This window comes from Sporichthya sp. (assembly GCF_013815995.1).
Classification (GTDB): domain Bacteria; phylum Actinomycetota; class Actinomycetes; order Sporichthyales; family Sporichthyaceae; genus Sporichthya.
The window spans coordinates 1-21,015 of record NZ_JACDFE010000051.1 but is presented as its reverse complement, the minus strand read 5'-3'; the positions used below and the strand labels follow the sequence as shown (position 1 = coordinate 21,015).

At 70.5% G+C, this 21,015-nt stretch carries 22 protein-coding genes and 2 pseudogenes; 19 read left to right on the top strand and 5 right to left on the bottom strand.

Annotation, left to right across the window (positions count from 1 at the left end; all coding sequences use genetic code 11):
* Positions 1 to 387 precede the first annotated feature (387 nt).
* Positions 388 to 1,209 carry a CAP domain-containing protein gene (locus tag H0X00_RS08235; RefSeq protein WP_293768919.1) on the top strand — a complete coding sequence of 274 codons (822 nt, stop codon included), beginning with the start codon at positions 388 to 390 and terminating at the stop codon, positions 1,207 to 1,209.
* A 75-nt stretch (positions 1,210 to 1,284) separates the two neighbouring features.
* Here H0X00_RS08235 and H0X00_RS08230 read toward each other — a convergent pair whose 3' ends face one another.
* Positions 1,285 to 2,289: a TIGR03617 family F420-dependent LLM class oxidoreductase gene (locus tag H0X00_RS08230; protein ID WP_293768917.1), complete on the bottom strand. Its 1,005-nt coding sequence runs from the start codon at positions 2,287 to 2,289 to the stop codon at positions 1,285 to 1,287.
* A 94-nt stretch (positions 2,290 to 2,383) separates the two neighbouring features.
* Between H0X00_RS08230 and H0X00_RS08225 the strand changes: the two genes are divergently transcribed.
* The 4 genes from H0X00_RS08225 to H0X00_RS08210 all read left to right on the top strand — a co-directional run bounded on the left by H0X00_RS08225 (position 2,384) and on the right by H0X00_RS08210 (position 6,052).
* Positions 2,384 to 3,610 carry an acyl-CoA dehydrogenase family protein gene (locus H0X00_RS08225; RefSeq protein ID WP_293768915.1) on the top strand — a complete coding sequence of 409 codons (1,227 nt, stop codon included), beginning with the start codon at positions 2,384 to 2,386 and terminating at the stop codon, positions 3,608 to 3,610.
* Positions 3,610 to 4,365, top strand: a complete 756-nt coding sequence (locus H0X00_RS08220; RefSeq protein WP_367186499.1) for an SDR family NAD(P)-dependent oxidoreductase — start codon at positions 3,610 to 3,612, stop codon at positions 4,363 to 4,365. The genes H0X00_RS08225 and H0X00_RS08220 overlap by 1 nt, the downstream gene beginning before the upstream one ends.
* Before the next feature lie 22 nt (positions 4,366 to 4,387).
* On the top strand, positions 4,388 to 5,401 hold the full coding sequence (locus H0X00_RS08215) for a phosphotransferase family protein (protein ID WP_293768911.1): 1,014 nt from the start codon (positions 4,388 to 4,390) through the stop codon (positions 5,399 to 5,401).
* Positions 5,402 to 5,506: 105 nt separating this feature from the next.
* Positions 5,507 to 6,052, top strand: a complete 546-nt coding sequence (locus tag H0X00_RS08210) for a hypothetical protein (RefSeq protein ID WP_293768909.1) — start codon at positions 5,507 to 5,509, stop codon at positions 6,050 to 6,052.
* 89 nt (positions 6,053 to 6,141) lie between these two features.
* Here the strand turns inward: H0X00_RS08210 and H0X00_RS23765 are convergent, their stop codons facing one another.
* Positions 6,142 to 6,525, bottom strand: coding sequence for a class I adenylate-forming enzyme family protein (locus tag H0X00_RS23765; RefSeq protein ID WP_367186498.1), 384 nt, complete (start codon positions 6,523 to 6,525; stop codon positions 6,142 to 6,144).
* A gap of 123 nt (positions 6,526 to 6,648) precedes the next feature.
* A pseudogene (locus tag H0X00_RS23760) lies at positions 6,649 to 7,628 on the bottom strand (AMP-binding protein); the annotation flags it as partial.
* Between the two features lie 152 nt (positions 7,629 to 7,780).
* Here H0X00_RS23760 and H0X00_RS08195 point away from each other — a divergent pair.
* Together H0X00_RS08195 and H0X00_RS08190 are read left to right on the top strand one after the other, a co-directional pair.
* Positions 7,781 to 8,566 carry a crotonase/enoyl-CoA hydratase family protein gene (locus H0X00_RS08195; RefSeq protein ID WP_293768903.1) on the top strand — a complete coding sequence of 262 codons (786 nt, stop codon included), beginning with the start codon at positions 7,781 to 7,783 and terminating at the stop codon, positions 8,564 to 8,566.
* Between the two features lie 129 nt (positions 8,567 to 8,695).
* Positions 8,696 to 9,118, top strand: coding sequence for a hypothetical protein (locus H0X00_RS08190; RefSeq protein ID WP_293768901.1), 423 nt, complete (start codon positions 8,696 to 8,698; stop codon positions 9,116 to 9,118).
* Positions 9,119 to 9,122: 4 nt separating this feature from the next.
* Here the strand turns inward: H0X00_RS08190 and H0X00_RS23755 are convergent.
* A pseudogene (locus H0X00_RS23755) lies at positions 9,123 to 9,257 on the bottom strand (CoA transferase); the annotation flags it as partial.
* A 57-nt stretch (positions 9,258 to 9,314) separates the two neighbouring features.
* On the opposite strand from H0X00_RS23755, the gene H0X00_RS08185 reads away from it, so the two are divergent.
* Both H0X00_RS08185 and H0X00_RS08180 read left to right on the top strand, forming a co-directional pair.
* A complete protein-coding gene (locus H0X00_RS08185) occupies positions 9,315 to 10,406 on the top strand; it encodes an enoyl-CoA hydratase/isomerase family protein (protein ID WP_367186497.1) in 1,092 nt (363 codons plus the stop codon).
* Between the two features lie 87 nt (positions 10,407 to 10,493).
* Positions 10,494 to 10,754, top strand: coding sequence for a PEP-utilizing enzyme (locus H0X00_RS08180; RefSeq protein WP_293768897.1), 261 nt, complete (start codon positions 10,494 to 10,496; stop codon positions 10,752 to 10,754).
* 1 nt (position 10,755) lies between these two features.
* Here the strand turns inward: H0X00_RS08180 and H0X00_RS08175 are convergent, their stop codons facing one another.
* On the bottom strand, positions 10,756 to 11,565 hold the full coding sequence (locus H0X00_RS08175; RefSeq protein WP_293768895.1) for a LytTR family DNA-binding domain-containing protein: 810 nt from the start codon (positions 11,563 to 11,565) through the stop codon (positions 10,756 to 10,758).
* A 340-nt stretch (positions 11,566 to 11,905) separates the two neighbouring features.
* Here H0X00_RS08175 and H0X00_RS08170 point away from each other — a divergent pair, with 340 nt between their 5' ends.
* The 10 genes from H0X00_RS08170 (at position 11,906) to H0X00_RS08125 (ending at position 20,519) form a co-directional block, all read left to right on the top strand.
* A complete protein-coding gene (locus H0X00_RS08170) occupies positions 11,906 to 12,802 on the top strand; it encodes an alpha/beta hydrolase (RefSeq protein WP_367186495.1) in 897 nt (298 codons plus the stop codon).
* A 33-nt stretch (positions 12,803 to 12,835) separates the two neighbouring features.
* Positions 12,836 to 13,885: a hypothetical protein gene (locus H0X00_RS08165; protein WP_293768891.1), complete on the top strand. Its 1,050-nt coding sequence runs from the start codon at positions 12,836 to 12,838 to the stop codon at positions 13,883 to 13,885.
* A gap of 337 nt (positions 13,886 to 14,222) precedes the next feature.
* Positions 14,223 to 16,040: a hypothetical protein gene (locus tag H0X00_RS08160; protein ID WP_293768889.1), complete on the top strand. Its 1,818-nt coding sequence runs from the start codon at positions 14,223 to 14,225 to the stop codon at positions 16,038 to 16,040.
* 14 nt (positions 16,041 to 16,054) lie between these two features.
* On the top strand, positions 16,055 to 16,624 hold the full coding sequence (locus H0X00_RS08155; protein WP_293768887.1) for a hypothetical protein: 570 nt from the start codon (positions 16,055 to 16,057) through the stop codon (positions 16,622 to 16,624).
* Positions 16,625 to 16,640: 16 nt separating this feature from the next.
* A complete protein-coding gene (locus H0X00_RS08150; RefSeq protein ID WP_293768885.1) occupies positions 16,641 to 17,072 on the top strand; it encodes a hypothetical protein in 432 nt (143 codons plus the stop codon).
* A 184-nt stretch (positions 17,073 to 17,256) separates the two neighbouring features.
* Positions 17,257 to 17,739 carry a sigma-70 family RNA polymerase sigma factor gene (locus tag H0X00_RS08145; protein ID WP_293768883.1) on the top strand — a complete coding sequence of 161 codons (483 nt, stop codon included), beginning with the start codon at positions 17,257 to 17,259 and terminating at the stop codon, positions 17,737 to 17,739.
* A complete protein-coding gene (locus tag H0X00_RS08140; protein WP_293768881.1) occupies positions 17,736 to 18,332 on the top strand; it encodes a methylated-DNA--[protein]-cysteine S-methyltransferase in 597 nt (198 codons plus the stop codon). Before H0X00_RS08145 ends, H0X00_RS08140 begins: the two co-directional genes overlap by 4 nt.
* Complete coding sequence (locus tag H0X00_RS08135) at positions 18,329 to 19,069, top strand: 2OG-Fe(II) oxygenase (RefSeq protein WP_293768879.1); 741 nt, start codon at positions 18,329 to 18,331, stop codon at positions 19,067 to 19,069. The genes H0X00_RS08140 and H0X00_RS08135 overlap by 4 nt, the downstream gene beginning before the upstream one ends.
* Positions 19,070 to 19,078: 9 nt before the next feature.
* Entirely contained in the window at positions 19,079 to 19,378 is a 300-nt protein-coding gene (locus H0X00_RS08130) for an Ada metal-binding domain-containing protein (RefSeq protein WP_293768877.1), read from the top strand.
* A gap of 199 nt (positions 19,379 to 19,577) precedes the next feature.
* Entirely contained in the window at positions 19,578 to 20,519 is a 942-nt protein-coding gene (locus tag H0X00_RS08125; RefSeq protein WP_293768875.1) for an FAD-dependent oxidoreductase, read from the top strand.
* Positions 20,520 to 21,015: the final 496 nt, after the last annotated feature.

The window sequence follows — 21,015 nt, the reverse complement described above, 5'->3', positions numbered from 1 at the left end:
GCCCACGGGTCGAGCGGGGCGCGGCGGTGCCGGCCGAGCGCGCCGCGGCGCTGCTGGCGGGCGCACTCGTAGACCAGCATCAGCTCGGTACGGCAGTCCTCGTCCCAACCGCTGACCAACCGGCGTACCTGACCCACAGCAACCTCCCCGTCACGTCCTGCTCCATGTGTAGCGGTCGGTTCTGACAGTTCGTCCCGTAGCAGTTGCCGACACGCCAGGTGGGCCTTACCAGGCAAGGCACAACCCCCTGCCCTGACCGGCCATTACGGGGTTTGCCGATCACGTGAAAGATCTTTGGAGTCGGGGGTCGGAGTACTGGAAACCGAGGGGGCCGGCTTGGAACTGAGGACTCGCCACACGTGGCGTAATCGAGCAATTGCAGGAGTGGTGACCGTCGCCGCGGGGGTGGCGATCGCCGGGCCTTCTCTGGCGGCCGACCTGCCGCCGGGGGCGCAGATCTCCGCGATCAACAACAGCGACGCGGTCAACACCGTGGACGACCCGGCATCCAGCGCACAGGCGCAGATCGCCGAGGCCGAGGCGCAGGCCAAGGCCGCCCGCAAGACCGCCAAGGTCGCAACCCAGGCGGCGAACAAGGCCAAGCGGATCGCCGCCCAGGCCACCGGCCACGCGCTGCGGACCCGCAGTTCCTCGGACGTCCGCACCGCTCAGCTCGCGCAACTCGCCGCCAAGAAGGCGACGGCCAAGATGAAGGCGGCCAAGGCGGCCGCCAAGAAGGCCACCGCCCGCGCCGACGCGATGCGGGCTTCGGCCACCCGGGCCACCGGTCAGCGCGGTTTCACCGCAAGCCCGTCCGCCGGGGCGAGCACCACCTCGGACAACAACCGCTCGCTGGTGTTGGAGTTGGCCAACCAGGCCCGTTCCCTCGCCGGCTGTGGGCCGCTGAGCTACAACTCGCAGCTGGAGCGGGCGGCGCAGGGGCATGCCGAGGACATGCAGAAGAACAACTTCATGTCCCATGTCTCGCACGATGGCCGGACCTTCGACCAGCGGATCCGGGCGGCCGGCTTCGACGGCGGACGGATCGGCGAGAACGTCGGCGCCGGCTTCAGTACTCCGGACTCGGTGAGCGACGCGTGGATGCACTCGCCTGCGCACCGCGCGAACATCCTGGACTGCCGCTTCAACTACCTCGGAGTGGGCTACGCCCTCACCGGTGGCTACTGGGTGCAGAACTTCGGCGCCTGACCAACTCGATCCAACTCCATGCAACTCCCGGTGGCCCGCCGTGTCGGCCGCCGGGAGTTCGCACGTTGCGGAGTGCTACGAGCGCAGCGCGGTCGCCAGTCGGTTGCGCAGGCCCGGCCGCAGGTCGTACACCGCGGTGGGAGCGAGCCGGTCGATGAGGCCGCCGAAGCGGGTCTGCAGAACCTTGGCGGCCTGCTCGGGACTGCCGATCGCGGTGAACTCCGTCAGCATCTCGTCGGTGATCAGGGCGTCCATCTCCGACCACCGGTTCTGCCGGGTCAGGGATTGCAGCTCCGGTTGGAGTTCGCCCCAGCCGTGCGCGTCGAGCACCGGCCGGTAGGCCGGCGTGGAGGAGTAGAAGGCGAGCTGCTTGCGGGTCGCGGCCCGGCCTGCGGCGAGTTCGGCGTCGGTGTCACCGATCACGATGAACACCGGCAGCACCACCTGGATCGGCGAGAGGGTCTTACGGCCCCGCCGGCCCGCGGCCAGCGCAGGCAACGTCGCCTGCCTCAGGTAGCGGGGGGTGGTGAAACGGTGCAGCAGGATCCCGTCGGCCGCCTCCGCGGCGACCCGGGTCATCGACTCCCCGACCGCGGCCAGGAACACCGGCGGCGGCCCCCCGGTCACCGGCCCGGGGTTGAAGTGCGGCGGCATCAGGTTGTGCGTGTAGAACTCTCCGCTGAACTCCAGCTTCGTCCCGTCCTGCCAGCAGGCCCAGATCGCCCGCAGTGCGCTGATGTACTCGTGCATCCTTCCCGCAGGGCGCGACCACGGCATCGAGAACCGGCGCTCGATGTGCGGCTGGATCTGCGACCCGAGCCCGAGCACCATCCGGCCGCCGGAGAGCGCCTGCAGGTTCCACGCCGTCTGGGCCACGGTCATCGGGCTGCGGGCGAAGGCGACCGCGATTCCGGTGCCCAGCGAGATCCGCTGGGTCCGCTCGGCGCTCACGGCCAGCGGAAGGAACGGATCGTTCGCGCTGTCGGTGGACCAGATCGCCTCGTAGCCGGCCGCCTCGGCGTTCTCGGCCTCCGTGCCGGCCGTGTGGAGCCTCCCGGAGAACTCGGTATCGACCAGCACCCTGGCGACTCTAGGGCGTCGGCGACTGTGGGTACCTACAACGCCTCGCGGCCTGGAGGTTGCGGCCTCGGCGGTTCCGGCAAGAATCAAGGTCATGACGACTGTGTTCGAATCGGTGGCACCCACGAGTCCTGGTCTGACCGAGCGCGTGATCGACCTGCGCGGCCGGATGCTGGAGTTCATCGACGGCGAGGTCTTTCCGCTGGAGAAAACCATCGACGCGGGCGGCCCGACGGCCAAGGAGGCCCTGGGCGGCCTGCGGGCCGAGGCCAAGCGGCGCGGCCTCTGGGCGCTCGGCCACCCAGAGGACCTGGGCGGTGCCGGTCTGTCGTTCATGGAGTTCGTGCACATGAACGAGATCATCGGCCGCTCGGAGTTCGGGTTGCTCGCGGTCGGGTCGATGACGCAACACGACACCATCATGTGGAACCGTTTCGGCACCGAGGCGCAGAAGCGTCGTTGGCTCGACCCTTTGGTGAGCGGGGAGTACCAGTGGATCGGCATCGGTCTGACCGAACCCGAGGTGGCCGGCTCCGACCCGACGCAGATGCAGACCACCGCCGTGCTCGACGGCTCCGGTGAAGAGGCCGAGTGGGTGGTCAACGGTCACAAATGGTTCACCTCGTGGGCCAGTGCCTCGCCGGCGGTCCTGGTGTGGGCCAAGACGGACCCGGAGGCCAAGCCGCACAAGCAGTTCTCGGCGATCATCGTCCCGGTCGACACCCCCGGCTACACCCACGTGCGCGACGTCCGCACGATGGGCAGCGTCACCGGCCGGCACGGTGAGATCCGCCTCGACAACGTCCGCGTCCCGAAGGACAACCTCTTCGGTGGGCGCGGCGAGGCCTTCACCATCGCGCAGATCCGGCTCGGCCCGGGACGCATCTTCCACTGCATGCGCTGGCTCGGGCAGATGCAGCGCGCCTTCGAGTTGATGTGTGACCGCGCCCGGACGCGGTACGCCCACGGCTCGCTGCTGCACGAGAAGGGGGAGATCCGCCGCTACATCGCCGAGTCCGCGGCCGACATCCAGGCCCACCGGCTGATGACGCTCGACGCCGCGCGCACCGTCGACTCCGGCGGCGACGACCGGGTCGCGATCTCGCTGATCAAGTTCCGCGGCGCGGAGTACCTGCACAACGTCATCGACCGGGCGATCCAGGTCTACGGGGCGGCCGGGGTCACCGAGGACTTCCCGCTGGAGGCGATGTACAGGCACGCCCGCTACGCGCGGATCTACGACGGCCCGGACGAGGTGCACCGGATGGTCGTGGCCCGCAACCTGGTGAAGCCGGACGCCGTCCCGCCGTGGCGGCGCTAATGGACCTGTCCGGGCGCGTTGCGCTCGTCACCGGCGGCACCCGCGGCCTGGGCTACGAGATCGCGAAGGCCTTCGCCGAGCACGGCGCCGACGTCGTGGTGGCCAGCCGCAAGCCGGAAGCCTGCGCCGCGGTCGCGGCCGATCTGTGGGAGAAGACCGGCCGGCGGGTGCTCGGCGTTCCCGCGCACGTCGGGCTCTGGGCAGAGTGTGACCGGCTCGCCGAGGCGGCCTACGAGGAGTTCGGCCGGGTCGACATCCTGGTCAACAACGCCGGGATGTCGCCGCTGTATCCGTCGCTGGACGCGGTGACCGAGGAGCTGTTCGACAAGGTGATCGGGGTGAACCTCAAGGGCCCGTTCCGGCTGGCGTCGCTGATCGGAACCCGGATGGTGGCGGCGGGCGGCGGCTCGATCATCAACGTCAGCAGCGCGGCCGCGGTACAACCTGGTGCGGCCGAGGTGCCCTACGCGATGGCCAAGGCCGGACTGAACAACATGACCGCGGCACTGGCGCGGGTGTTCGCGCCGACGGTGCGGGTGAACACGATCATGCCGGGGATGTTCATGACGGACATCTCCAAGGCGTGGGACCCGGCCGAGGTCGAGCGCCGGTTCCGCGAGGACGTGCCGGCCGGCCGCGGTGGGCGGCCGGAGGAGATTGTCGGCGCCGCGCTCTATCTCGCGAGCGATGCGTCGAGCTATACCACCGGTTCCACCATCAAGATCGACGGCGGCTTCGCCTGGGCGGCGGGCTGACATGCCATCAGATTCCCCGGACGTGATTGACGGCGTGGACCTGCCCGCGCTGACCGCGTGGATGGACGATGTAGGTCTCGGCGACGGCCCGATCACTGGTACCGAGCTGTTGGTCGGCGGGACCCAGAACATCCTGCTGCGCTTCACCCGGGCGAACCGCACCTATGTGCTGCGCCGTCCGCCGATGCACAAGCGGGGCAACAGCGACGAGACGATGCGCCGGGAGGCTCGGGTGCTCGGCGCCTTGGCCGGCAGCGATGTCCCGCACCCGGGACTGATCGCGGCGTGTGCGATCGAGGATGTGCTCGGGGCCGCGTTCTATCTGATGGAGCCGATCGACGGGGTGAACCCGTCCGAGGAACTGCCCGAGCGCTACCGCACCGACCCGCAGTGGCAGACCGCTCTCGGTCTGTCGATGGTGGACGGCATCGCGGCGCTGAGCCGGGTCGACCTGGAGGCCCGCGGCTTGTCGGACTTCGGCCGCGCGGACGGTTGGCTGGAGCGTCAGGTCCCGCGGTGGCGTAAGCAACTCGACTCCTACACCGCACTGGACAACTACTCCGGCCCCTCGATCTCTCACGTCGATGAGGTGGGGGAGTGGCTGGACAAGTACCGCCCCGAGACCTGCCACGTCGGCCTGCTGCACGGTGATGTGCACTTCGCCAACGTGCTGATCAACCGCGACTCCCCGGAGTTGATCGCCTTCGTGGACTGGGAGCTGGCGACCGTCGGCGGTTCACTGCTCGACCTCGGCCACATGATCGCCACCTGGCCGGGCCGGCCGGCCACCGTCGCACGCGTGGAGATCCCTGGTCTGCCGGGGCAGGACGTGCTGATCGAGCGCTACGCCCAGGCGTCCGGCCTCGACGTCAGCGACGTGGAGTGGTTCATCGTGCTCGCCTGCTACCGGCTCGGCATCATCCTCGAGGGCTCCTACGCCCGGATGCTCGCCGGCCAGGCAACGGCGGAGGTCGGCGAGCGCCTCGGCCGGATCGCCCGCGAGCTGTTCGGCCAGGCCCACGAGATCACGGGCTGACCAACCGTCAATTTGTCCCGGCAAGTCCGATCTGACGTGAACGTCTCGGTCAAGGAATCGCACGGATCGCAGCAGAGCTGATCCGCTGCCATCCCCTGGTGCGCCATGCTCGGTCTTGTCAGCAGCGGACGGGGGCCGAAGGCAATGTCGCGCGACCTGTCCTTGCGCGCCTCCGTCAGCATCGTGGCGGCAACGGCCGTGGTGGCGACTGCCTTCGTCGTTCTCACCTGGCCCTCCGACGACTCTGACAGCTCCGATGCCACTGCGCAGGCGGCCGAGCAGAGCGTCGTGGTGACACCGCGGGCGGCCACCCCGGCCCCGGCCTCGGCAGCGCCGTCGACGCCGACGCCGACGCCGGTGTCCGGCGCCGACCTGGACTTCCCGAAGGTCAGCGGCGACTGGACGCTCAGCAGCGTGAAGCTGACGCGGGACCTCGAGGGCAGCTTCGGCGGTACCGGCGTCATCGCCTACACCGGCACGAACACGGCCACCGCGACCTTCGTCCTCGTCGTCTACTCCGGCGGCCGGCCGGTCGCCACCTTGCGGGGCGCGACGAGTCGGGCCAAGCCGAGGACGTCCACCACCGTCAGCTGGGTGTCCGCCGACGCCTTCGTGGAGAAGCACGACGGCTACACCTTCACCGCAACCTGACGCGCCGTCCCTGACCCTCAGACCGGGCTGACCACGTAGTCCAGCGTGCGGACGAACTCCTCCACCGCGGACACGAACCCCTTCATTGCTTACGCCCCGCCGACGTTGCGGTCCCGGCCTGCCCAGTACTGCTCACGGACGACGCGGCGCAGCACCTTGCCGACGCCGGACTTCGGTAGCTCGTCGACCACCTCGACGGCGGTGATCTTGTTGACGACGCCGACCTTCTCACGGCAGAACGCGATGAGCTCCGCCGCGTCGATCACCGCGCCGGGAGCCGGCACCACAACGGCGATCGGCGTCTCGCCCCATCTCTCGTGCGGCACGCCGACCACGCACACCTCGGCCACGGCCGGGTGCGCGGCGAGCGCGTTCTCCAGTTCGGCCGGCCAGATGTTGAAACCGCCGGAGATGATCAGGTCGTCCTTGCGGTCGGCCAGGAACAGGTAGCCCTGTGCGTCGAGGCGGCCCATGTCGCGGGTGCGCAGGCTGCCGTCGGGGAGCGTTCGGGCCGCGGTGGTCTCCGGCTCCTTCCAGATCTCCAGCATCCGCCCGGCGCCGCGCACCGCGATCTCGCCGAACTCGCCGACCGGCACCGGATCGCCTTCGTCGTCGACGATGCTCAGCACGGTGTTCGGCGTCGCCCGCCCGACCGAGCGGGGCCGGTCGCGGTGCTCGTGGGGGAGCAGCATGGTGATCGGCCAGGCCTCGGACTGCGCGTACATCTGGTACAGCACGTCGTCGCCGAACAGCTCGACCGCGCGGGTCAGCGTCGCCTCGCTGATCGGGGAGGCGGCGTAGTTCACGCAGCGCAGGCTGGACAGGTCGCGCTTGGCCGCGTCGGGGTGGGCGACCATCGCCTGGATCATCGTCGGGACCACGAGGGTGAAGGTCGCGCGTTCGGTTTCGATGAGCTCCAGGGCCAGGCCGGGGTCGAAGGCCGGCACCACGACGACCCGGGCTCCCACCTGCAGGGTCGGCCAGAGAAACACCGACGCGGCGTGGGTGAGCTGACCCAGCGCCAGATAGGCGTCGCGCTCGTCGAGCTGCGGGGTCACCCAGCGGTACTCGTCGTTGCTGCGCATCCAGCCCTCGACGGTGTGCGCGATGCCTTCGGCCGGCCGGTGGTGCCGGCGCTGAACCGGATGACGTGCAGATCGGTCGGCGCGGTGCGCACTCCCGGATCCTCGGCGCTCGCCGTCGCCAGCAGGTGCTCGTAGTCGAGCGCTCCCTCCGGGGCCGGGCCGTCGTAGACCACGACGTGGTGGAGCGAGGGCATCTCCGGCCGGCGGGCGAGCAACGCCTCGGCGGCGCCCGCGGCGACGATGAGCACCTTCGCGTCGACCAGTTCGGTGAGGTAGGCGTTCACCTCCGCGGTCTGGTGCGCGTACAGCGCGGCGCGGACGAAGCCGCCGAGGGCGACGCCCGTTGCCTGCTCCACGGTCCAGCGCGAGTTCGGCCCCAGCAGCGCCACCCGGTCGCCTGGTTCGACCCCCAAGTCGGCCAATGTCCGGGCCAGCCGGCAGGAACGCAGGAACAGCTCGCCGTAGGTCTGGTGGGTGTCGCCGCACGTCATCGCGACGCGGTCGCGATGGTGGGCGGCCGAGGTGCGCAGGAGCTCGCCGAAGTCCCGTCCCGCGCTCATGCCTCCGACCCTCGGCGACGGAGCCGCACCGGGTCAAGGCTAGGGTGAAAAACCGGCATCGACATCGCAACCAGTGGGTGGGTATGAGCGACAAGGTTCTCGTCGAGCAGCGCGGTCACGTCCTCGTCGTGACGCTCAACCGGCCCGAGGCTCGCAACGCCGTCGACCTCGACGTGTGCGTCGGCGTCGGCGATGCGGTCGAGCAGGCCGAGGCCGACCCGGAGATCCGTGCGCTGGTCATCACCGGGGCCGGCGATCAGGCCTTCTGTGCGGGCGCGGACCTCAAGGCGATTGCGCGCGGCGAACTGATCCTGCCGCCCGGCAAGGAGCACTGGGGCTTCGCCGGCTTCGTCAACCACTTCACCTCCAAGCCGACCATCGCCGCGGTGAACGGCAACGCCCTCGGTGGTGGTACCGAGCTGTTGCTGGCCTGCGATCTGGTGGTCGCCGCGGAGACCGCGAACGTCGGGCTGCCCGAGGTGAAGCGCGGCCTGATGGCCGGCGCCGGCGGTGCGTTCCGGATCCGCCAGCAGCTCCCACCGAAGGTCGCGCTCGAGCTGCTCCTGACGGGGCGTCCGATGCCGGCGCCCGAGGCCCTGCGCTGGGGGCTGATCAACAAGGTGGTCCCGGCCGGGCAGGCGCTGGACGCCGCGCTGGAGCTGGCCGACGAGATCGCCGCCAACGCCCCGCTCTCGGTGCAGTCCTCGAAGCGGGTCGCCTACGGCGTCGGCGAAACTGGTCGCACGGATGAGCGCGAGTTCTGGAAGCTGAGCGACCGCGAGATCATCGCGCTCCTCAAGACCGAGGACGCCCTGGAGGGCCCGACCGCCTTCGCGCAGAAGCGCGCCCCGGTCTGGAAGGCCCGCTAGCACCTCCCCACCAGGGACCACCCGCTCATGCATGGGCGGGATCGGGGCAAACGGACGCCGGAACGCCCGAACGCGACCACTGGGTCATCCGTGACCGCCAATCCGCTGCAGGCTTAGGCCTACCAGCAGGTGCTGCCGAATACCGGCCTGATCACCGTGCGCCTGATCCTGGGTCAGGCCTCCGCCACCGCGGTCTCCGACGGCGCCGGCGCCGGGAACCCGATCCCGACCGGCGTCGACGGCATCGCGACGGACCAGCTGCCCGGCACCGCGCCGACCACGGACCTGATCCCCGGCTCCACGTCCGCCGACGGCGTGCAGTTGGCCGACCGCACCGCGCCCCCGGCGCCGGACTTCGACAAGTTCTCCATCGTGCTGGTGATCGGCGGCATCGCGGCGATCGCCACCGCGCGCATCCGCCTGCCCGCCGCTTCATCTGACACGCCGTCAGCGGGTCCCCCAACTACCCCGATAGTGCAGCCCAACACCGGTCCAGGCCGGGATTCAGGTGTTCAACTGCACTATCGGGAGAGTAGATGCCGACGCGCGTGAGGCGCGCGGCGAGGTGCCGCGCTCGGGTGGCACCGTCGCCGGGCGGGATGAGCGACGGACCGTCCTGACGACCCGTCAGAGCGACGACACCGCTCGCGGCCCAGTCGGCCGTTCGGTCCGGCGCGCCTTCGGACCACACCGCGCGACTATACGCTCGACGACCGTGGCCCCCGACCGTTCCGCGTCATTGCCCCTGATCACCCCGGCCGAACTGGCGGGGGGTGCCGCCGCGCACCCGTTGCTCGACTCCGACGGACGCATCGTCGACCCCGTGCTGCTCGTCGACCGGGACGCCCCCGACCACCCGCAGGCGATGCCGGCCGCGCTGGCCAGCCGTCGGATCCTGATCGGCGTCGCCTCCCGCGCGGCGACGGGCGCTCTGGCCGCCGCGCTCGACTTCACGCTGATCCCGCGCTCGGTCGCGGCGGACACCACCGAGGTCGGCCTGTCCACCGGGCCGACCCTGGTGGGCGTCGAGGACCCGCGGGCCGACGCGGCCGCCCTGGTCGCCGCGATCCGCGCGAACCCGCACGCCGCCACCCTGCTCACCGGCCTGCTGCGCGCCGAGGTCCCCAGCGGCCTGGTCGCGTTGGAGGCGGAATCGCTGGCCTACTCGACCCTGCTCGGCGGGCCTGAGTTCCAGCGCTGGCTCGAGGCCACCCCCCGGCCCGCGCCCCCTCCTCCGGCCGTCGATCCGGTGCTCGTGCGCCGGGAGGACGAGGCCGGCGGTGACGTGCTGCGCGTGACGCTGAACCGGCCGGAGCGGCGCAATGCCTACGGCCGCGAGGTCCGCGACGCCCTGGTCGCCGCGCTGGACCTGGGCTACGTCCTCGCCGTCCCGCCCGGGCCCACCGGTCCGTCCGCCGGACCCGGCTTCCGCCTCGTACTTGACGGCGCCGGCCCGTCGTTCTGTGCCGGCGGGGACCTCGGCGAGTTCGGTACGACGCCCGATCCGGTGACCGCGCACCTGATCCGCCTGCACGCCGGCGCGGCTCGGCCGCTGCTCGAGCTTTCCGACTCCGTCGAGGCGCGGCTGCACGGCCCCTGCGTCGGCGCCGGCGTCGAACTGCCGGCGTTCGCGAAGCACGTCTACGCCGCGCCCGGCACCACGTTCCGGTTGCCCGAAGTTGGCATGGGCCTGATCCCGGGCGCCGGCGGGACCGTGTCCCTCCCGCGCCGGATCGGCCGCTGGCGCACCCTCTATCTCGCGCTCTCCGGCATCGAACTCGACACCGACACCGCGCTCGCGTGGCGCCTGGTCGACGCGGTCATCCCGCCGGCTGGGTAGCGGGCGGCGCGCCGAGTTGGATCAATTCGGCGCGGCCGGGCTCGGGGCGGTGAACAACACCGGAGCCTCACCGGTCGGGCCCGGATCGTGCGTGACCCCTCGTCAGTCGAGCTGGTGGACGGTGACGTCATCGTCGCCTACGGCACCGACTCCGCGTGGACCGCACTGTTCTTCCAGGCCGCCGCGGTCGTGGTCGACGTCGGCGGCCCGATGTCGCACTCCTCGATCGCCGCCCGGGAGATCGGCATCCCCTGCGTCGTGAACGTCAAGACCGGGACGACCACCATCCGCGAAGGGCAGCAGATCACTGTGGACGGCGACGCCGGCGAGGTCCTGCTCCTCGCCTGAGTCAGTGGCCGACCACCGCGGCATGAGCGATGCCGTCGGCCCGCGCCCGCTGCATCAGTACCTCGCGCAGCTCGCGCGCGGCCCGACGGCTGAGCGCCAGTTCCTCGTTGCCGAGCACGACGCTCGCCCCGCGGGCGGCCAGGTGCACGTCGGTGATGTGGGCGAGCGCGACCAGATGGCTGCGATGGATCCGGATGAAGCCGGCGTCGGCCCAGCGCCGCTCCAGCGTGGTCATGCGGGCCCGGACCAGATGGGCGCCCTCGGCGGTGTGCAGGCGGACGTAGTCCCCATGGGACTCGACGTAGCGCACCTGACTGCGGCAGATGAAGCGCGTGACGCCGCCGAGCTCGACCGGGATGGTCTCGTCGGAGCCGTCGTCGGCCGGGGCCGGCTCGCGGGCCGGGGTCGCGGCCGCCACCACCCGTCGGACCGATTCGGCGAGGCGTTCGGGGCGTGCCGGTTTGAGGACGTAGTCCACGGCCTGCAGTTCGAAGGCCTGCGGCCCGTGCGTCTCCGACGCGGTGACGAACACGATCGGCGGGGGCGTCCGGTAGCGGGCGAGGTGGGTGACGACCTCGATGCCGGTCAGGCCCGGCATCCGGATGTCGAGGAACGCGCCGTCGAGGTCGTGGCGGCGCAGCAGGCGCAACGCGTCGATGCCGTTGTCCGCGGTCATCACGGTGCCGATCCGCGTGTCGGCGCGCAGCAGGTTGACCAGCCGGGCGAGCGCCGGCGGCTCGGGGTCGACCGCGAGCACCGTCAGCGGAACAGCGCGGTCGAACTCGGACAGGCCGGGGCCGAGCCTGGGCACTCTCACACTGTCGTCCAATCCGGCGAGTCTGGTGGGGGCGATCTGACTGCGCGGGCGGCGGGGTAACAGGCTCCCGCGCCCGGGCTCCGAGGGCAACAGCCATCTGGCGGGTTGCCGGTGCAAATCTGCGCCGCCCTGGCGATCGCAGCCGCGTGACCAGCTCATTTGTCGGCGGGTACGCCGCGTGCGGGGCCGCGCAAAGCTTCCCACCGAGGGGCCGGAGTGCTACACCTGGCGGGTTGCCGGACGCCGGGAGGGCACCTTGGAGCATCGGGTGGACGTGGTGGCCCGGCCCGGGTACGACCCCGAGCTCAAGGCCGGCCTGGCGATCGTCGGCGGCATGTTCCCGCCCTCGATCACCGCCGACCTGCTCGACTTCATGCGCATCTCCTACGCCTCCGGCCCGGTCGACGGCCTGTTCGCCCAGCGCGGGATCGCGCGGGAGGACCACACCCTCGCCGGGCACGCCGGCGACCCGATCGAGGTCTCGGTGCTGCGCCCCGACAACGCCGTCGGTGAGCGGCCCGCGGTCTTGTTCATCCACTCCGGCGGGCTGATGTTCGGGGACCGGTTCAGTGGGATCGAACTGGCGCTGGACTGGATCACCGAGTTCGGCTGGGCCGTGGTCGCGGTGGAGTACCGCCTCGCGCCGGAGCACGTCGACCCTTATCCACGCGAGGACGTCTACGCCGCGCTGGAGTGGATGGCCGCGAACGCCGAGAGCCTCGGTCTGCGTGCCGACCGACTGGCCGTCAGCGGAGGAAGCTGCGGGGGAGGCATGGCGGCCGGGGTGGCGCTGGCCGCGCGCGATCGCGCGGGCCCGCGACTGGCCGCCCAGGTGCTCGACTATCCGATGCTCGACGACCGCGGTACCACTGCGTCGATGCATCAGTTCGACGCGATGGGCGTGTGGGACCGGATCAGCAACGAGACCGGGTGGGCCGCGCTGCTCGGCGAGCGCTGCGGCGGCCCGGACGTCTCGCCGTACACGGCCCCGGCCCGCGCCACCGACCTGTCCGGCCTGCCGCCGGCCTACATCGACGTCGGCTCCGCGGAGATCTTCCGCGACGAGGCCATCGCGTACGCCCAGGAAATCTGGCGTGTGGGCGGCAACGCGGAGCTGCACGTGTGGGCCGGTGCGTTCCACGCGTGCGACGTCTTCGCTCCGCACACCTCCGTCGGCCGCGAGATGATCCGGGCCCGCAACACCTGGCTGGCCAAGATCCTCGACGACTGACCAACGGACGACCGAACAACGAAGGGCGCACACGTGCAGGAACTGCTCGGACGGATCACCCGGCTCGACCCGCAGGCCAGTCAGGCACTGCGGGTCATCGCCTGTTTCGACGAGCTGTCCATCGGCGGGGTCAACACCCGCGGGCTGCTCGCGGCGGCGGCGTCGCTGTCCGGCTGCGTCGCCGGCTTCCACTCCGAGCGCCCGCAGCGCTGCATGCGCGTCACGCCGCGCGGTGAACTCGCCCCGGGGGAACCGAGCGCGCGGCTCAGCGCCGACGCCGGCGGCGGGATGAACGTCTGGCTGGAGCGCGCGGGGGAACCGGAGGCCAACGACACGATCATTCTTGAGCGCCTCGCGCTCACCGTCCGACTGCGGCACTCGCGGGGCCCCCGCGACATCGACGCTCGCCGACACCTCGGCGTGGTCGTCGACCACGAGGTTCCGATCGAGGAACGGCACGTCGCCTCCGCCGCCCTCGGCCTGACCCCGGGGACCCAGTACCGGGTGGCCGCCGCGCCGCTGTTCGCGATCTGGACCGAGCACCCCTCTGCGCCGGAGGACGTGGTCGCGACCAGGTACGGGCCGATGCACGTGCTGGTGCTCCCGGCGAGCACGGAGACGGTGATGGCAGGCCCCTGCGGAATCGGCGTCGCCACCACCGTCGACCAACTGCACCACTCGTTCCGCACCGCGTTGCTCGCGCTGCGGCTCTGCGACCCGCCGTCCACCCCGGTGGTCAACGCCGATGAATACGCCGGCCTGATCGACCTGCTCGCGGACGCCCGGATCGACACCCATCAGCCGGATGTTCAACTGGTCGACCGGGTGGCCGAGCACCCGTGGGGGTTGCCCACGCTCGACGTCGTCATCCGCTCCACCTCCGCACGGCAGGCCGCGCGGCTGGCGGGGGTGCACCACAGCACCATGCAGACCCGGGTCGACGCGTTGATCGCGGACCTGGGTTTCGACCCGTCAGACGGGTACGGCCGCGTACGCGCGGGCATCGCCTATCTGTCCTGGCGCCTGCGGCGGTCCCGGGTGCTCGAGCTCCCGGCCAACGAGCGTCCGACCGCTCGTACCTGACCCGCGTACCTGACCCGCGGACTGACCCGCGCATGAGCCCCCGCCGATCGGCGGTTCGGTCGCGGCCGATCGGCGGGACGGCGCCGTCCCGCCTGCCAGTTCGTCGAAGAACGTAACCGTTAGTCGCACGCCGGAATGTCCCTGATTGTCCCTTGGACCCGGGTGGGCCAACCTCCGATCAGAGCGCTGCGACGCTCGTCACACCCCGACCGCCGCCTACGTCCGCGTGGGCGGTGGATGCCCGATTTTCGAGCCCCCGATCTCCCCGCGTGCCGCCGGCCCCCGCAAACGGCGCATCCGGGTTTCTGGGGCGCGTTCGCAAAGGGAGCGGTGCTGCATGAGCAAGGCCCCGAAGTTGCCCTGGAAGCAGACCTGGCCCGACGTCCCTGAGGACGTCGCGATCGACGTCATGCCGGCCTCGAACGGTGAGTACGTCCCGAAGCCCCCGTCCCGCAACCAGCTCGCGATCATGGCGCTGCAGGACGAGAAGATCGAGCACTACCGCCGCAAGTTCGCCATGGACCGCCGCTCGTTCGTGCGGACCGCCGCGGCCTACGCGATCGGCATCTCGGCGATCAACACCGTGACCGCCGGTCGCTGGGGCAGCTTCGCGTTCGCCGCCGACGGAGTTCCGGGCGAGGAAGTCGACGACCTGGAGAACCCCGGCGCGCAGCTGGCGAACCTGCCGGGTGAGTTCATCCTCGACACCCAGGGCCACCACCTCGACTCCGCCGGCCGCTGGCGCGTCGAGAACCCGGGCTTCGAGCAGTTCCTGAAGTTGTGGACGTCGCAGGCCATGGGCCAGCTGCCCGGCGTCGAGGACGGCGAGTTGCGCGGCTTCGGCTTCGGCGGCGAACTGGACCCGATGGAGAACCTCGGGCGCTACCACTACTTCAAGGAGATGTTCCTCGACTCCTCGACGACGGTCAGCCTGCTGACCTCGCTGCCCAACCTCCCGGACGCCACGAACATCCTTCCGACCGCGTACGCGAAGGAGACGGTCGACCTCGCCAATCACCTCTCGCAGTCGCAGCGCTGCTTCATGCACGCCTTCGCGCAGCCCAACCGCGGGTTCATCAAGGACGGCATCACCCCGATCCACCAGGCCGAGGACTTCGCCTGGATGGAGCAGACCGCGAAGAACATGGACATCTACGGCTGGAAGCTCTACTGCGGGTGGGGCGACGCCGCGTTCGGCACCCCGCCGCCCATCGGCAGTGCGCCGCCCATGAACGGGTGGTGGTTCGACGACGACAACGGGATGGCCATCGTCGAGCACATCCGCAACATCTGCGAGCGCTACAACCGGCCGAAGGTGATCTGCACCCACAAGGGGCTGGCCTTCAACGGGACGTTCGACTCGGCGAAGTTCTCGCCCCGCGACATGGGCGTGATCGGCCGGCAGAACCCCGACATCAAGTTCTACACGTACCACTGCGGCTACGACGGCGAGTACATGACCTCCTACCCCGGCGACGAGAAGGTCAACTCGTCCAACCGCAGCGTGGACGCGTTCATCAAGAGCCTGCGCGAGAACGCCTGGGACGCCACGTTGTTCGTCAAGCCGGGCATGGAGCACGGCAACACCATCAACATGTACGCCGAGCTCGGCAGCGTCTGGTGGAACGTGATGAACGATGCCGACCAGGCGGCGCACCTGCTGGGCAAGCTGATCACCTACGTCGGCCCGGAGCGGATCGTTCTCGGCACCGACTGCATCTGGTACGGCAACCCGCAACCACAGTTCGTCACCATGCGGGCGCTGCAGTTCAGCCCCGAGGCCAAGGAGTTCTACAACCTGCCCTACGGCCTCGACGGCGACCGCTTCGACCCACGAAAGAACGCGCTCGCGCCGGACACCTACCGCCGGAAGCACCCGAACGTGAAGGGGTGGCCGACGGACGGGAAGGCACACCCGGAGCGGAGCATCCGCAACGGCATCCTCGGGCGCAACGCGGCCAAGGCCTACGGCCTCGACCCCGACGCGCACCGCGGCATGATCTCCGGAGACCAGGTCCAGGCGATGCGCGACGCGTACATCCTGAACCCGATGACCCCGCGGGAGCAGGCCACGTGGCGCAGCAACCGGATCCTCGGTCCACGGACCAGGCGCGAGTTCTACAACTTCGTCACCGCACCCGACTACACCCCCTGACCGGAGGCGCACGCATGCATCGCATCGGAATCACCACGATCGCGGCCGCCCTGCTGGTGGCCGGGTCGATCGCGCCGGCGGAGGCGAGTTCGTCCTCGGCCACGGCCAGCTACACGGCAGGTCCGACCAACGGAGACGCCTCGACGTTCCACGAGGTCGACGCCGGGGCCGGGCTGATCACGATCTTCCAGCACAACACCCGGCAGCCCGGCACGGTCCACTGCTCCGGCGAGGGGCCGCGGGCGACCCTGATCGGCCAGCAGACCCCCAAGAGCCCGGCATCGATGGTCAAGGTCGACTACCGGGACGCGCTCATGACCGAGCACCCGATCATCGATGTGCTGGTCTCGGGCAAGGGCGGCCGCGTCCTCGGCCACAAGGCCGCGTTCGGGCCGAAGTACTTCGAGAGCGGGTCGATCCAGGTGCCGCTGTTCAACAAGTCGGCCGCCGGTGAGGCGGTGCGGGTTCTGATCGGTCTTCAGACCCACGCCGGCTGCCTGCCGCACCCCTTCGTCCTCGGGCTGCCGGGTTCCCGGTTCGTCGAGGGTGCCCGGGTGACCTTCCCGTCCTACTCGATCTCGTAGCGGAAGAGGAGCCACTATGAAGCAGAGCACCCGCTATCGGGCCCTCGCCGCGACGTTCGTCCTCGGGCTCGGCCTGGCGGCGATCCCCGGCAGCGCCTCGGCTGATCCGATCACCGGGCAGGACCACCCCGGCGACGTGACGACCTTCGGCTACCAGTACTTCCCCTCCGAGGTGCACATTCAGCGCGGTCAGACCTTCAAGTTCGCCAACTACGACGTGATCCAGGGCATCCCGTCGCACAGCCTCGACCAGCTCATCCCCGGCTGCACGGCACCGCCGTACGGCAAGGGTGCGGGCAAGGGGTGCCCGACCACCCGGTTCAGCAGTGGCCTGGTGGACTGGATGCAGGTGCACGAGGTGCACGGGACCGACAAGTTGGCGCCCGGCTCCTACCCCTTCATCTGCCAGGTCCACCCGTTCATGCGAGGGACGCTGGTCGTCGAGTAGCGGCGCTCCCTTGAGGAGGCGAACGGCGGCCCGGTCAGCGACCGGGCCGCCGGTTCGTTGTCGCTCGACTCGCTGACGGCCGCCACGCGCGCGGAGGTACCGTCATCGGGTGAGCTTCCTTCCCACGGTGAAAGTCAAGTAGGCCGCGATCTCACGTCTGACCCGGCCCGAGCGTCTACCGGGTGTGAAGCAACCCTTCGAGCAGATCGTGGCCGCGCACGGCCCGGCGGTGCTCCGCGTGTGCCGGGCGATGCTCGGCGTCCAGGATGCGGAGGACGCCTGGTCGGAGACGTTCGTAGCGGCGTTACGGGCCTATCCCGAGCTGGCTGCCGACGCGAACGTCGAGGCCTGGCTGGTGACGATCGCGCACCGCAAGGCGATCGACGTGGGCCGGGCCAACACGCGCCGCCCGATGGCGGTGGCGGAGCCGCCCGAGCCGCCGCCCGTGGCGGTCGACGACGACCAGGTGTGGGCCGCGGTGCGCGACCTGCCGGATCGACAGCGCGAGGCCGTGGCCTACCACTGGTTCGCCGGCCTGCCCTATGCGGAGATCGCGGTGATCACCGGCGGCAACGCCGACGCCGTCCGCCGCGCCGCGGCCGACGGCCTCAAGACCCTGCGCCGCGTGTACGGCGCCACCCCGACGACGAAAGGAGCACGGTCATGACCGAACTTCCTGCTGCCCTCTTGCAGACCGATGAGAATCAGCTCGCCCGCCTGCACACCCGGCTCGTGGCTGATGCCGCGGCCTCCGGTCTGCTGGACATCGCCTACCGCACCGTGGACTCTCCGGTGGGGTCCCTGCTGGTGGCCGCGTCGGACCGAGGCCTGATGAAGGTGGCCTTCGAGGTGCAGGACCACGACGCGGTTCTCGCCGCCCTGGCCGAGAAGGTCAGCCCGCGGATCCTGCGCGCGCCCGGCCGGCTGGACCCGGTGGCCCGGCAGCTCGAGGAGTACTTCGCCGGGACCCGGCGCTCGTTCGACCTCGAACTGGACTGGAGTCTCTCGTCCGGTTTCCGTCGCCAGGTGCTCGATCACCTGATGCGGATCGGCTATGGCCGCACCGAGAGCTACGCGGAGGTCGCGGCCGGGGCGGGCAACCCGAAGGCGGTGCGCGCGGTGGGCACCGCGTGCGCGACCAATCCGTTGGTCCTCGTCGTGCCCTGCCACCGCGTGGTCCGCTCCGACGGTTCGGCCGGCGGGTACGCCGGGGGAGTGCAGGCCAAAGCAACTCTGCTCGAGCTGGAGGCGGCGGCGTGACTGTCCTCGACGCACCCGACATCGTGGCGACACAGGTGGCCGCCCGGGTGGCCGCGGCCGACTGGGCCGCGGTCGCCACCGGCCTCGATGCGGACGGTTGCGCATTGCTGCCGCCGCTGCTCTCGCCGGGCGAGTGCGCGGAAATCGCGACGCTCTACGAGCGTCCCGAGCTCTTCCGCTCCACGATCGACATGGCGCGCTACCGATTCGGCAGCGGGCAGTACCGGTACTTCGACCGGCCGTTCCCGGAGCCCGTGGCGCGGCTGCGCGCTGAGCTGTACCCGCGGCTGCTGCCGATCGCGCGGGACTGGTGGAGCCGACTCGGCCGCGAGCCGGAGTGGCCAGACTCGATCGAGGAGTGGCTGGAGATCTGTCACGCCGCCGGCCAACGTCGGCCGACCCCGATCCTGCTGCGCTACCGGGCCGGGGACTGGAACGCGCTGCACCGCGACCTGTACGGGGACAAGGTGTTCCCGCTGCAGGTCGTGATCAACCTGAGCGCGCCGGGGGAGGACCACACCGGCGGCGAGTTCGTCCTGGTCGAGCAGCGGCCGCGGGCGCAATCCCGGGCCACGACTAACCTGATCCCGCAAGGGCGTGGGCTGGTGTTCACCACTCGGGACCGGCCGATTCGCTCGGCCCGCGGGTGGTCGGCGGCGCCGATGCGGCACGGCGTTTCGACGATCCGCTCCGGCGAACGCTTCGCACTGGGATTGGTGTTTCACGATGCGACCTGACGGGGTGTCATGTTCCTTCTGACTGGTCCCGACGGCGTCTACGACAGCGCGACGCCGGGAACCCTCGGCGGGTACAGCCGCAGCGAGATCTACGGCCGGTTGGACTGCTCGTCAGCGCTGCGTGCCATTGCCCGGGGCGGCTACGTCCAGCATCGGGTCTTCTTCGCCGACGAGGCGATGGCGCTCGCGGCGGGTTACCGGCCCTGCGCGGTGTGCCTGCCCGCGAGCTATGCCGCCTGGCGGGCCGAGAAGGATCGGGGGCCCGGGGCCGACCGCGGCGGGTTCGGCCCGTCCCCGGCACGCCCCTGACCTGGGCCCGCGAGCGCAAGGAGATCCGCGCCGACCTCGACGACGAGCGCATCGTCGAGTGGCTGCGCTCGGTCTACCTGATGTTGTTGTTGCGCGAGGACCTCGACTCTGCCGGGGAGCGCGCACTGCTCGTCGACTTCGTCCTGCCGTCGCTGGTCGCGCCGGCCCTGATCGCTCCGTCCCTCCCCGGGAGACCCTCATGAACGATCGCGATCCTGTCTTCGTCATCGGCGCCGGCCCGTCCGGGCTGGCCGCGGCGTACCGGCTGAAGCAGGCGGGGCTCCCCCCGATCGTGCTGGCGAAGCGCGACCGGACCGGCGGGATGATCCACACCCACCGCGAGCAGGGCTACCTGATGGAGGAGGGCGCGACGATCCTGCCGAGCGCCTACGAACCGGTGGTAGAGCTCGCCCACGAGATCGGCGTCGGGGCGGACCTGATCCCGGCCGGGTCGGTGATCGGCTTCGCCCGCGACAAGGCGATCCACAACCTGCGATCGAACCACCTGTTCCTCGACGCCGCCCGGACCAAGCTGGTCTCCGGGCGCTCGAAGGTGGCGATGGCGCGGTTCGGTATCGACGCGGCCCGGGCGAGCAAGGGACTGAACTACGTGCCCGATCTGATTTCGGGTCACTTCGATGCCGAGGCCACCTCGTTCCTGCGCGGTCTGCGCTACACCAAGTGCGTCGTGCTGAACACCGGAGTCACCCGCAAGCCGGTCGGGATCACTGCCTCGGTCATCAACGTCCCGCGCCAGGTCGACGCCGGCCTGATGGGCTTCACCTGCGAGCACAACAAGGCCCCCGGGCGGGCGCCCGAGGGCCACGGCCTGATGGCGGTGCTGACCATGACCGAGTGGGCCGAGCAGCTGATCGGCGAGGACGACGACACCATCCGCGACCGGATGCTCGGGGCCCTGGAGAAGGTCATCCCGGGTGTCTCCGACACCGTCGACTACACCCGGGTGACCCGCTGGAACGAGGTGGTCATCTACAGCCGGCCTGGCCTCTACAAGCAGCTCGGCCACTTCGTCGCCCACGAGGCGGCCAACTCGCGGATCCAGCTCGCCGGCGTCTTCGCTCCTCGTCGAACATGTGCACCGCGACGGTGGCCGGAGAACGCGCGGCCGCCCGGCTCGTGAAGACACTGGGCGGCCGCGCGACCGGTTCCTAGGTGATTCGTCGAAGCTCATCCGCGGGTCGGTTGCCGCCTTGATCAGCGCGTCCTGCAGCGAGTCGAACCAGGCGAGCGTGCCGTTGACCTGTTCGTCGCGGTTCTCGGCGGTTACCCGGGTCGCCACGAGGCTGAGCGTCGCGACCACGATCGTGCCGTCCGGGCGGATGTAGTACGCGGGGCTTTCGCCGCGCAGCTTGTCGGTGGAGGCGTCCCGGTCGGCCCAGCGGTTGGTGTACACCTTCGACCCCGCCGGGCAGCGTCTTGGACGCGCTCCCGGCGAAGCCCGCCCCCCGCCAGGGTTGCTGTGGCCCGACCGCTCGGATTGCTGACTGTGCGTCAGAAAGTAGTGACTGCAGGGGCGAATGAGGTTGCCCAAGCACTCGAACATACGTTCTGCATATCTGCTTGAGTGCAGTACGATTTCGGGTGTGAGCAAGGAACGGCCGCTAGGCGGAGTCGAC

What these genes read in the sequence shown, in the direction of transcription:
- H0X00_RS08225 (WP_293768915.1), top strand. Translation starts at nt 2,384, where the DNA reads ATGACGACTGTGTTCGAATCGGTGGCACCCACGAGTCCTGGTCTGACC.
- H0X00_RS08220 (WP_367186499.1), top strand. Translation starts at nt 3,610, where the DNA reads ATGGACCTGTCCGGGCGCGTTGCGCTCGTCACCGGCGGCACCCGCGGC.
- H0X00_RS08210 (WP_293768909.1), top strand. Translation starts at nt 5,507, where the DNA reads ATGCTCGGTCTTGTCAGCAGCGGACGGGGGCCGAAGGCAATGTCGCGC.
- H0X00_RS23765 (WP_367186498.1), bottom strand. Translation starts at nt 6,525, where the DNA reads ATGGGCCGCCTCGACGCACAGGGCTACCTGTTCCTGGCCGACCGCAAG.
- H0X00_RS08195 (WP_293768903.1), top strand. Translation starts at nt 7,781, where the DNA reads ATGAGCGACAAGGTTCTCGTCGAGCAGCGCGGTCACGTCCTCGTCGTG.
- H0X00_RS08170 (WP_367186495.1), top strand. Translation starts at nt 11,906, where the DNA reads ATGTTCCCGCCCTCGATCACCGCCGACCTGCTCGACTTCATGCGCATC.
- H0X00_RS08160 (WP_293768889.1), top strand. Translation starts at nt 14,223, where the DNA reads ATGAGCAAGGCCCCGAAGTTGCCCTGGAAGCAGACCTGGCCCGACGTC.
- H0X00_RS08155 (WP_293768887.1), top strand. Translation starts at nt 16,055, where the DNA reads ATGCATCGCATCGGAATCACCACGATCGCGGCCGCCCTGCTGGTGGCC.
- H0X00_RS08150 (WP_293768885.1), top strand. Translation starts at nt 16,641, where the DNA reads ATGAAGCAGAGCACCCGCTATCGGGCCCTCGCCGCGACGTTCGTCCTC.
- H0X00_RS08140 (WP_293768881.1), top strand. Translation starts at nt 17,736, where the DNA reads ATGACCGAACTTCCTGCTGCCCTCTTGCAGACCGATGAGAATCAGCTC.
- H0X00_RS08130 (WP_293768877.1), top strand. Translation starts at nt 19,079, where the DNA reads ATGTTCCTTCTGACTGGTCCCGACGGCGTCTACGACAGCGCGACGCCG.
- H0X00_RS08125 (WP_293768875.1), top strand. Translation starts at nt 19,578, where the DNA reads ATGAACGATCGCGATCCTGTCTTCGTCATCGGCGCCGGCCCGTCCGGG.